This is a genomic window from Actinoplanes sp. NPDC051405 (assembly GCF_055586185.1).
Genome location: NZ_JBVJIR010000005.1, coordinates 396,192 through 406,971, shown reverse-complemented (window position 1 = coordinate 406,971; position 10,780 = coordinate 396,192). Strand labels below are relative to the sequence as shown.

The following is a 10,780-nucleotide window of genomic DNA, read 5'->3' as shown; positions in this document are numbered from 1 at the left end:
GTGGGAGAGACGACTGGAACGGGGCGGCGCCGTACCGCCTAGTCCGGCGGCGCCACGACCGGCTCCTGGCGGAAGACCACCGCGCGCTCGCTGCTGAGCCCGGTCGCATCGACCAGATAGGGGAAGGCGCGTACGCCGTCGCCGGCGGTCACACCGACCGTGCCCTCGTCGCCGGTGACCCAGTTGCTGTTCGGGTTCAGCCCCCGGTAACGGAAGGAGAACCCGCCCGATTCGTCGAACACCACCTCGAAGGAGGTCCGGACTCCGGAACCCGGCAGGTCCCGACCGTCGACGATCCATTGGCCCATGACGTTGCGCCATTCGACGACGTACCGGCGATTCGGTGCCTCGCCGATGACCGCCGTCCGCACGCTCGACCGATGGTCGTAGGTCCACCTCATCCAGAAGGGGAAGACCGCGTCGTCGGGACCCTGCGGATCGACACCCTTCGGCTCCTCATCGCTGTCCCACGGATCCCAGCGCGCCACCGACGGATTCGGTGCGGGCTCACCGGGGGCCCGGAAGCGGACCAGCCCGGAGCTGTCGACCCAGGCCTGGTCGTACGTGGAGCCGTAAACCGTCACCGGGAACGGTAGATTCACCGAGGTCACGCCGGTGTCGGTGACCAACGGCAGCACGGTGTCGTTCGCCTCGAGGAAGGGCAGCTTTTCCTCGGTGCAGGTGGTGCCCGCCCCGTCGGTGCCACTCACGGCCCGGCCGGTCAGATAAGCCTGCTCGTCGTAGTCACCCTTGAGCCAGATGCCCACCATCGCCTCCGCGCCGGCACAGCGGTGCTGGGCGTCGGCCAGGGTCACGGCGTAGAAGCCGTAGTGCAGGTTGTCGAACTCGTAGGAGCCGTCCGCTGCCGTGGTGGTCGTCCGGCCGGACGGGCGTAGCTCCACCACAGCGCCCGCGACCGGATCCTCGGAACCCTGCACGCTGACCGTGCCGCTGATCTTCCGAACCGGCGGCGCGACGAACTCGGCGGAGATGCCGGGCTTCACGACCCACTCGCCCTGCCACTGATAGGGCACTCCGGCCACCTGCTGGACCGGATCGGTGACGAAGACGTATGCAGCGTCCTTCTCGGCCTCGCTGTCCACCCCGTCCCAGTTGAAGACGATCAGGCCGTCCTCGTGCAAGGTCATCTCGAAGCTCAACCGCGACTCCGGGTCGGCCTTGAGCCGGAAGTTCCGCCACTCCACCAGCACGGACCGGTTCGGTGCGACACCGGTGGTCCTGGTCCTGATGGAGGAGTCGGAGCCCATGACGATGTCAGCGCCGTACGGGCACAGCATGTGGCAGAAGAAGACGGTTCGTTGCTCCGTCATGCCGGGGAACCAGGCTTCGCCACGGTCGGTGTCGGCGATCACTGAGGTGTACTCGGCACCCCAGTAGCGGAAGGTGAACGGCAGATCGATCGTGACCGTGTCAGCGCCTGCGGGCACCGGCACGACATCGTCCGCCGGCACGTACGCCGCCGGGCGCTCCTGGCAGCCGTAGAAGTCCTCGTTCGGTCGCAACACCAGGTTGACCTCTTGCGACCCTTGGGAGAGGTCAGCCTCCGCATGGGCCTTGCGCAGGCACACCCCGCTGCTGTCCTCGCTGTACATCTGGTAGGCACCGGGCAGGAGACCGCGGAGGACGAAGCGACCATCCTGGTCCGTGACCGCCCAGCGTTCACCGTGGACGGGCAATTCCTTGAGGTATACGTCCCGGCCGGCGACCGGCAGGCCCGTCAACGAGTCGGTCAGCACCCCGGAGATGTCGAAGTACTCGTCGGGCGCGGGCGGTTCCGTGCGTTCGAACGTGACAGTCTGGTCCACCACCAGGTTGGGCTGACGGTCGGAGTAGGCGAGCCCGGACGCACCGTCGGGGCCACCGATGCCGACCGCGGCTCCCGCGCCCCTCTCGGCGTCGTTGTCCAGCCCGGTGTAGTTGAGTGTCACCCTGCCGTCCGGCTTGAGGATTGCCTCGGCCGAGAGCCGCTGCGCGGTGTTGCCCTTGCGGTGGACGTTGCGCCATTCGACGACGAACTGCTCAGCGTCACCGGCTCCGTCGCTGCGGGTGCGCACCGACGCCGCGCTGTCCACCACGAGGTCATCCCAGAATGGGGCGATCAGCGCGTTCGGCTCGATCGGCGCCGGCAGGGTCGCGCTGCCCAGCGGCCGCGATGTCGCGGACTCGCCGAAGCTGAGCAGGCCGTTGGTGTCGATCCAGGCCGAGTCGTAGGTGGAGCCGTAGAACGGGAAATCGAACGGCAGGGTGACCTGATGTACAGCGTTGTCGCCGGTCAACGGCACCACTGTCTGGTCGGCGGCCACGAACGCGCCGGCCCCTACATCGCAGACGTAACCGACGTCGTCGATCAGGCGGGTCAGCGGCAGATCGATCCACGCCGCCGACTCGACGGCCAGAGTCGCTTCAGCCCACAGACCGCAGCGCCCGCCGAGGTTCGCCTTCACGGTGTAGGTCCCCAGCGACAGGTTGCTGAAGGAGAACCCTCCGCTGGCATCCGTCGTGGCGGTCCGGGCGCCCGGCTCCAGCGTCACTGTGGCACCGACCGCAGGATCCGCGGTCTCGGCGTCGTAGACCGTGCCGCTCAGCGAGACACCGCCGAGGGCCACGAAGGAGACGGCCGACACCAGGCTGCGCCGGCCGGAGCCGTCCACGGCCGCGGCGAACAGATCCTGCCGGCCCGGGGCGGAGCTCGAAGTGGCCACCGGTACGCCGGTGGTCCCGCCCGGGGTCGTCGCGTTGACCGTGCGGTCGAGCGAGGCGACGCCGACGCTGTAGCTGTACTTGGCGACGTTGGTGTCGCCGCCTGAGTCGAACTCCGCGCTCAGCGGCGAGCCGGCCGCGACGGTGTCACCCTGCGGCAGCCGGATCGCCGGCGGCACGGGTAGCGCCAACAGCGCGATGTTGGCTGCCGTGACCGGGTAGTTGTAAACGCGCACATGGTCGACCTGACCGTTGAGATAGCCGTCCAGCACCCCGTTGAAGATCCGGCGGCCGACCGTGACCCGTCCCGGCGACGAGAAACCGCCGGTGAGCGTGGCCGTGGTGGTCTGCGCGGTGCCGTTGACGTACAGCGTGAGCTTCTTGGTGCTCAGGTCGTAGACACCGGCGAGGTGAGTCCACTTGCCGGCGGTGGCGACGGCGTTGGAGAGCGCCTGATACGTCGTCGGGCTGTCCTTGTCGGAACCGGCCATGGTGAAACGCCACTTCTTGTCCGACGCGGCGAAGCCGAGCGTGTACGCCGACGTACGGGTTCCGTCGGACGAGGCAGCGACCTGCACCGCCCCGGTGACGTTGTTCAGCTTCACCCAGGACGCGACCGTGAAGCTGGTGTCCGTCCGCACGGGAGTGGCGGCGCCGGTGTCCGGGTGCGGAGTCGTCACGCCGAGCGCCGTGGTCGCGAAGGCGTTGCTGCCGTTGAGAGTCAGCGCCGTGCCGACATTGCTGCGGCCCGCCGACCGGGTCACTCCGCCTTGCGGTGTCAGCGCGTTGCCGTGGGTGGTCTCGTCGAGCGCGGCACCGCTTGCCTCCTCGAAGAGCCACTCCGCAGCCGGGCCCACCCCGGAACGCACTTTGAACGTGTACTCGTACGGTGTCGCCGAATACCAGCCGGCCCGGTCCTTGGCCCAGATCCGCAACACGTTCACGCCGTCCCGCTTGGGCACGATCGGGAAGGTGGCACCGTGCGTCGCGTCCGCCTTGACGGGCGTCGCTGCGGCCGCCTGCACGCCGGAGTCGAGCGTCCACGTGTAACCGACGACGTGCTCGGGCAGGACGACCGGCGGGCTCACCGTGACCTGCCCGCTCAATCCGACGCCGCCCTTGGCCGGCTGGGTGGGTGAGTCCCTCGGATAGTCGGTGGAGACCAGATCCGACGGCGGATTCGGCGCGACCAGGTCCGTGGTGAACTCGCAGACGCCGCTGAACCCGCTGGGCTTGCGCTTGTCGCGGGTGAGGGCCTGCCACAGATAGGTGGTGTTGTCCTTGAGCCGGCCGGCCGGGATGGCCTTGGACGCGGTCGCGGGATTGCCGCCCGAATCCGAGATCTTCTGCGACTCGGTGCGGCTGCTGCCCTGCGCCCACCAGTAGAACTCCGTGGTGAGGTCCTGGTCGCCGCCGTCGGCATCCGACTGCTTGACCGACAGGACCGGGGTCGCGGTTCTCACATAGGGCCGGGAGCTACCCGTGGCGCACGCTCTGCCGTCGGTCTTGCGTTCGGAGTTGGGCGCGTTGGGGATGGAGTTGAAGTCCACCGCCAGCTTCAGCGACTTGTGGTTGAAGCGCTTCCACTGGCTGAGTGTGCCCTCGTTGATCGCCTTGAGTCCGAACGTGATCGTGTTGGCGCCGGCGCCGTCGTTCGCGGCCTTCCGGATGATCGAGCTCACGTTGAATTCGATCGGTGCGGGACCGGCACAGCCGTGCACGCCGCCGAGCTTGCGGTTCGCGGCTGTGGTGGCGGTCTTGTTCTTGTCCCAGGACGGCTGGTTCTTCCAGGTGGTGTTCGGGCCGATCGCGCCGGTCACCCACAGCTTGGCGTTCGACTTCGGGTTGCAGGTCCAGGACCAGCGTTGCTCGATGCTCATCGTGGCGGAGAGGATTTCCTTCTTCTTCGCCTTCGCGATGTCCATCCGGAAGAAGGACCGCACGGTGTACTGCGAGCAGCCGTCGCAGTCCCGGGTCCGGCCGGCGCCGAGAGTGCCGGTCGTGGAACCGTTGGTCAGCGGCTCCTTCTGATAGAACTTGCTGGTCGGCAACTTGCTCATGACGTTGGTGAAGGCGTTGCCGGACAGCAGGCCGGTGAAGGCCGGGTCGATGTAGACCGGGTAGCGCGTCGTCTCGGCGGTGAGCATCTTGCGGTCCGGCTTGATGGAGATCCGGTTCTTCGTCACGGTCGCCGGCATCTCCGACTGCTGGGCGGCCTTTGTCCGCGGCTGATCGACCTTCGTCTCGCTCTGGTCCGCGGTCGCGTCCCACATGACGGGGGTCGGCGAGACGAAGACGAGCGCGCCGCTCTTGTCCCGCGTCTCGACGCCACCGCCCCGCGCCTCCGACGCGGTCACGCCCTCGGTCTTCAGGCCGAAATCGATGGTGGCGAGCTCGGGATCGGCCGCGGCCTCCGGTGTCTTGACGATCAGCACCTCGGAGAATCCCACCGCGGAGGCGGTGACCCGCAGGTCGACGTCGGGCAGTACGTCACGATAGGTGGCTGTCTCGCCGGAGAGGACCGGCTTCGGAAGCTTCCCCGGCCAGTCCATGGTCAGGCTGTGCGAACCCTTGGCGATCGAGGCCAGCGGGGTGTCACCGCCGCCCGAGAACGTCAGCGGGAACAGGGTCGCGCCGGCGCGGACCTTGCCGTCGGCCGTACGACGCAGGGTGGTGTCGACCGGAACCCAACGGCCGTCCTGGCGGACCCGCTGCGGATACGCGAACTCCTCCAACGTGGTGGAGCCGTCCGGCTTCGCGAAGACCTGGGCGAACTCGGTGCGTTGCGAGGCGATCTCGACCCGGCCACCGCAGGCCGCGGCGGCCACGGCCGCTGCTGCGCGTTCCGGCCGCTCAGCCGGGCACTTGGCAGCCTTGCCGGGCGGAGCCGCATGCACCTCGGCGGCGGGAACGAACCATGCGCCGGCCCCCACGAGCAGGGCAGCCGACAACCAACGACCAAACCGCACGACGTATCCCCCGAATGACGTCTGGTGCCAGCCGATCCTGGCAGGCGCACCCTAGGCACGCGGAGGGATAAACCTCAATATCATGTCCGCATGCGGCCACCGGGCCGGACCGGCGATCCGTCGATGGCCCGACGCATTGCGCGTAGCCGGGCGAGCGGGCGAGAATGCCGTGCTACACGGGGTAAACGGGGGTTCACCATGGAGACGACAAGAGCTGATCCTGCCCGGCCGGCGAGCGATCACGGCGACGCATACGGGCTGACGGAGTCCGATCATCGCCTGCTGTACGAGCTGTCGACCGGACGCAGCGACAAGCGGGTGGCGGCCCGCCTGGACACCAGCGACCGGACGGTACGGCGGCGGATGAGCGCCATGATGCGCTCGTTCGGGATCTCGTCGCGTTTCAGCCTCGGCGTGGTGCTGGGCCAGCTGGGGATCGTCCGCATCACCCTGCCGGACACCGGTCCGTCGGAAGCCGGGGAGACAGCTCAGACGCTGACGCCGGCGGCTTGCCGTTGTCAGAGCTGAGAGCTTCCGGCGCAGGCTAGGTTGAGGTGTGGTCGCGGTAGGCAGGGAGGCGGGCCGGCCGATCCGGCGGGTCGAGGCGGACCCCGGCGCCGAGATCGACCGTGACGCCTGGTGGGCGCGGGTTCCGGCGATCAAGGCGATTCTCGACCACGGCCTCAACCTCCCGGCGGGCGTGACCTTCGTGGTCGGGGAGAACGGCTCGGGCAAGTCGACCCTCATCGAGGCGCTGGCCGCCGTGCACGGGCTGAACCCGGAGGGCGGTTCGCGGTCCGCGCGGCACAGCACCCGGGCCACCGAGTCGGCGCTGGGGTCGGCGCTTCGGGTCATCCGTACGCCGGGCCGGATGGTGAACTCGTATTTTCTGCGGGCCGAGACGATGCACGGGCTGTACACGTACCTGGAGGGGCTGTCCGGCGGGCCGGACGCCGACCTGCACGAGCGCAGCCACGGTGAGGGCTTTCTGGAGCTGCTCGACCGCAAGTTCCACGGCTACGGCTTCTATCTGATGGACGAGCCGGAGGCACCGTTGTCCTTCACGTCCACGCTGGGCCTGCTGTCCCGGCTGGACATGCTGCGTGCGGACGGTGCCCAGGTTGTCGTGGCGACCCACTCGCCGCTGCTGACCGCCCTGCCCGGGGCCACGATTCTGGAGCTGAGCGGGCAGGGCATCCGCAAGGTGACCTGGGACGAGCTGGAGATCGTCGCGCACTGGAAGCGTTTCCTGGACCGGCCCGAGGGTTATCTGCGCGCCCTGTTCACCGGTACGCCGCCGCCTGGAGGGTGAACAGCTCGGCGTAGAGACCGTTGCGGGCCATCAGCTCCTGGTGGCTGCCGGCCTCGGCGATCCGGCCGTCCGCCACGACCAGGATCAGGTCGGCCATCCGTACCGTGGAGAAGCGGTGCGAGACCAGGACCGTGATGCCTCCGGTGCGGCCGCCGACCTCGCGGGCCGAGCGCGCGTAGCGCTCGAAGAGGGCGTGCTCGGTCAGCGGGTCCAGCGCCGCGGTCGGCTCGTCCAGCAGCAGCAGGAGCGGCTCGTCGCGCATCATCGCCCGGCTCAGCGCCACCCGCTGCCACTGGCCGCCGGACAGCTCCGCACCGTCCTCGTAGGACTTGCCGAGGTGGGAGTCCAGCCCGTTCGGGAGGCGGTCGACGACCACCTGCGCGTCCGCCCGGTGCACGGCCGCGGACACCGCCTCGGGGTCGGCGATGCGGGGCAGATCGCCCACCCCGATGCTCTCCCGGGCCGGCGCGTCGAGCTTCACGAAGTCCTGGAAGCCGGCCGCGATGCGCTCCCGCCAGCCGGCCGGGTCGATCCGGCGCAGGTCCACGCCGTCGACGGTGATCGTGCCCGCGGTCGGGCGGTAGAACCGGCACAGCAGCTTGACCAGCGTGGACTTGCCCGCGCCGTTGTCACCGACGACGGCCACGGTGGCGCCGGCCGGGATGCGGACCGTCACGTCCCGCAGCACGTCCGAGTCGGTGCCGGGATAGCGGAACGCCACCCCGTCGAGCGCGATGCCGTCGCGCAGGGTGGCCGGCACCGGACGGTCCGGCACGATCGGATCCGCGGAGCCGGCTGACTCCCGGCGCAGCCAGCGCACCCGGGCCAGCGCGCGGGCGTTGCGCTGCAGTGAACCCGCGACTGCGACCGCACCGGCCGCCTGGGCGTTGGTCTGCACGGCCAGGGTGATGACGAGGACGACGTCGCCGACCGACCGCTCCCCCGCGATCGCGGACCGGACCACGAGCACGACCGCGGCCACGTACCCGAATGCGAAGATCAGCTGGCCGGCCAGCCGCAGGCCGAGACCGGCCAGCTCGGCCCGGCGCAGCGGGATCTCCTCCCGGCGGCGGGCCGCGGCCTGGCGCTGCCGCAGCGTGCGCTGCAGCCCGAACAACCGGATCTCCTTGGCGGCGGCCGGGCTGACGGCCAGCTCCAGCAGGTGCCACCCGAGCCGGCGGGATTCCGCGGTGGCGAGCTCGGCCCGCTCCAGGCGGGCCTCACCGATCCGGCCGGCGACAAGCGGCGGTACGGCGAAAAGCGGCAACAAAAGCAACCACGGCTCCAGCCGCGCGAGCAGCACACCGGTCAGCAAGATCTGCACGGACAGGGTGATCGCGGTGAGCACGGTCTGCACGCCCGCGGCCACCTCCCAGCTCTCCTTGCGCAGCAGCTCCATCCGGTCGGCGTAGTCCTGCCGTTCGTGCTGGTCCAGCCCGGCCGTGCCGTGCGCGAGGTCACCGATCTCCCGCTCGATGCGCAGGTGATGCAGGTCGGCGAGCTCGAAGAAGAAGATGTGCGCGAAGTGCTCCATGGTGAGGCTGAGCAGCGCGACCACCGCCACGGCAGCCGCCGCCCAGACCGCCGCGGAGGTGTCCCGGCCCAGCGCCGCGTCCGTGGTGAGCGCGAGGAAGACGGCGATCAGGGGCGCGCTCACGTTGCCCAGCAGCATCAGGAAGGCGGAGATGAGCAGCCGGCCGCGGCTCGCCCGCCAGGAGGAGCCGAGCACACCGGTGATGCCCAGCCACAGGTCACGCATCAGCGGGCTCCTCGATCAGCTCGTCACCGTCGGCCGCCACGTCCGGCTCTTCGTCCTCGGCGAAGCGGGCCGCCTGCAGCGTGAACAACTCCGCATAGCGGCCGCCGCTCGCGAGCAGCTCGTCGTGGGTGCCCGACTCCAGCACCCGGCCGTGCTCCAGCACCGCGATCCGGTCGGCCCGGCGCACCGTGGAGAAGCGGTGCGAGATCACCAGGCTGGTCGCGCCCCGGGTCAGGTCCAGGAAGTGGGAGAAGAACGCCACCTCGGCGCGGGCGTCCAGGCTCGCCGTCGGCTCGTCCAGCACCAGCACGCGGGCGCCGCCCTGCACCGCGATCAAGGCGCGCGCGATCGCGATGCGCTGCCACTGCCCACCGGAGAGGTCGGCGCCGTCCGTGTACTGCCGGGACAGCGGGGTGTCGAGGCCGATCGGCAGGCGCTGAACGAATTCCAGGGCGCCCGCGCGGCGTAACGCGTCCTCGATCGCGGCGTCGTCGTTCAGCTCGCCGGCGCCGAAGCCGACATTGTCGCGGACCGGCAGCTCGAAGTGCACGAAGTCCTGGAAGATCGCCGCGACCCGCCGCTGCCACGCGGCGCCCTCGAAGGCGCGGATGTCGACACCGTCGGCGGTGATCCGGCCGGACTCCGGCTCGTAGAGGCGGGCGAGCAGCTTGACCAGCGTGGTCTTACCGGCGCCGTTGAGCCCCACGACGGCCAGCGAAGCGCCTGCCGGGATGACCAGGTCGAGCCGGTCGAGCACTGCCGGCGCCTCGGGCGAGTAGCGGAAGGTGACCTGCTCGAAGCGGATCTCGCGGACCGGCAGGTCGGGCGGGGGAAGGTCGCCGCCGCCCGGGCCGGCCGCCGCGGCGGTCAGCTCGCCGAGACGGCGCAACGCCTGCTGGGCGTTCAGGCCGTACTCGGTCTGCACGTCGGACTCCGCGATGAAGGCGCCGATCCGGACCGAGGAGAGCGCCGCCTGCATCACGATCAGGAACGCGCCGATGCCCAGCACGCCGGCCGCCGCGTCCCGCGCCGCCAGCGCCAGCGTCCCGCCGAGCAGGACGAACGCCACGAGCGTGTAGAGCACGTACGGTCCGTAGAAGATCCGGCGGCGTTGCTGCCAGACCGGGACCGAGCTGGCCATGAAGGCGTCCGCGTAGCGGTCGCCGACCCAGTCGAGCAGGCCGAAGACCCGGATCTCCTTGGCCGCGACCGCGGTGAACAACAGGTCCCGGAAGTAGAAGCGCCGCCGCCGGGTGCGCTGGTGCGACATGTAGATGCGCCCGAAGACGGACAGGCCCACGCGGTAGCCGAACCGGATGATCAGGCCGGCGGCCAGCACCGCGACCGCCGCCCACCACTGCCACACCACGCCGACGACGATCACGGCGGCGACGGTCTGCAGATAGCGCGACAGCAGGGCGATGAAGCCGGCGCAGGCCGCACCCGGTGTCCAGTCGGCGAACCGTAGCAGGGAGATCCCGTCGGCGGCCTGGTCCAGCACCTCGGGGTCCTCCAGCACGGCGATGCCGGACCCGGTGAAGGAGTCGGCCATCAGCTGGTCACGGACCCGGTCGTCGATGCGCCGGCGCATCAGCTCGCCGAGGAACGCCTGCACCGGCAGCGACAGCTGGATGGCGAAGAAGAGCGCGGCGGCCGTGATCAGGTGATCGCGCAGGTCGAGCCAGGCCGGCGAGTCCACGCCACCGTCGACCGCGGCGGGCACCCCGGCGATGACCCAGGCGGTGGCCAGCACGAAGCCGACGGGCAGCAGGCCGGCGACGACCTGCAGCAGGATCGCGCTCGTGACGACGGCCGGGCCGCCGCCGGGCAGGATCCGCAGCATGGCCCGGCGCTGGGCCCAGCGGCCGCTCATCCCCGCGGTGAACTCGCTCCACACCGACCGGTCGACCTCGGCGCCCACGTCCTGGCCGGCCATCAACTCCACCCCCCCGCAGCGATTGATCACGGTGAACCTACCGAGGTGTCGCCGCGGGCGTCGCCCCGTTTTCCCGCCGTTCG

At 70.2% G+C, this 10,780-nt stretch carries 5 protein-coding genes; 2 read left to right on the top strand and 3 right to left on the bottom strand.

Annotated features, from left to right (window positions below; genetic code table 11):
* Window positions 1–38 precede the first annotated feature (38 nt).
* A complete protein-coding gene (locus tag ACZ6S4_RS14605) occupies window positions 39–5,690 on the bottom strand; it encodes a carboxypeptidase regulatory-like domain-containing protein (RefSeq protein WP_465475379.1) in 5,652 nt (1,883 codons plus the stop codon).
* Window positions 5,691–5,888: 198 nt separating this feature from the next.
* On the opposite strand from ACZ6S4_RS14605, the gene ACZ6S4_RS14600 reads away from it, so the two are divergent.
* A complete protein-coding gene (locus ACZ6S4_RS14600; protein ID WP_465475378.1) occupies window positions 5,889–6,218 on the top strand; it encodes a helix-turn-helix transcriptional regulator in 330 nt (109 codons plus the stop codon).
* Window positions 6,219–6,246: 28 nt separating this feature from the next.
* Complete coding sequence (locus tag ACZ6S4_RS14595) at window positions 6,247–7,002, top strand: AAA family ATPase (protein WP_465475377.1); 756 nt, start codon at window positions 6,247–6,249, stop codon at window positions 7,000–7,002.
* Here the strand turns inward: ACZ6S4_RS14595 and ACZ6S4_RS14590 are convergent.
* Window positions 6,974–8,761 carry an ABC transporter ATP-binding protein gene (locus ACZ6S4_RS14590; RefSeq protein WP_465475376.1) on the bottom strand — a complete coding sequence of 596 codons (1,788 nt, stop codon included), beginning with the start codon at window positions 8,759–8,761 and terminating at the stop codon, window positions 6,974–6,976. The two genes, ACZ6S4_RS14595 and ACZ6S4_RS14590, sit on opposite strands and share 29 nt — an antisense overlap.
* Window positions 8,754–10,697 (bottom strand): ABC transporter ATP-binding protein, encoded by a 1,944-nt coding sequence (locus ACZ6S4_RS14585; protein WP_465475375.1) that lies wholly within the window; start codon window positions 10,695–10,697, stop codon window positions 8,754–8,756. Before ACZ6S4_RS14585 ends, ACZ6S4_RS14590 begins: the two co-directional genes overlap by 8 nt.
* Window positions 10,698–10,780 lie beyond the last annotated feature (83 nt).

What these genes read in the sequence shown, in the direction of transcription:
- ACZ6S4_RS14600 (WP_465475378.1), top strand. Translation starts at nt 5,889, where the DNA reads ATGGAGACGACAAGAGCTGATCCTGCCCGGCCGGCGAGCGATCACGGC.
- ACZ6S4_RS14590 (WP_465475376.1), bottom strand. Translation starts at nt 8,761, where the DNA reads ATGCGTGACCTGTGGCTGGGCATCACCGGTGTGCTCGGCTCCTCCTGG.
- ACZ6S4_RS14585 (WP_465475375.1), bottom strand. Translation starts at nt 10,697, where the DNA reads ATGGCCGGCCAGGACGTGGGCGCCGAGGTCGACCGGTCGGTGTGGAGC.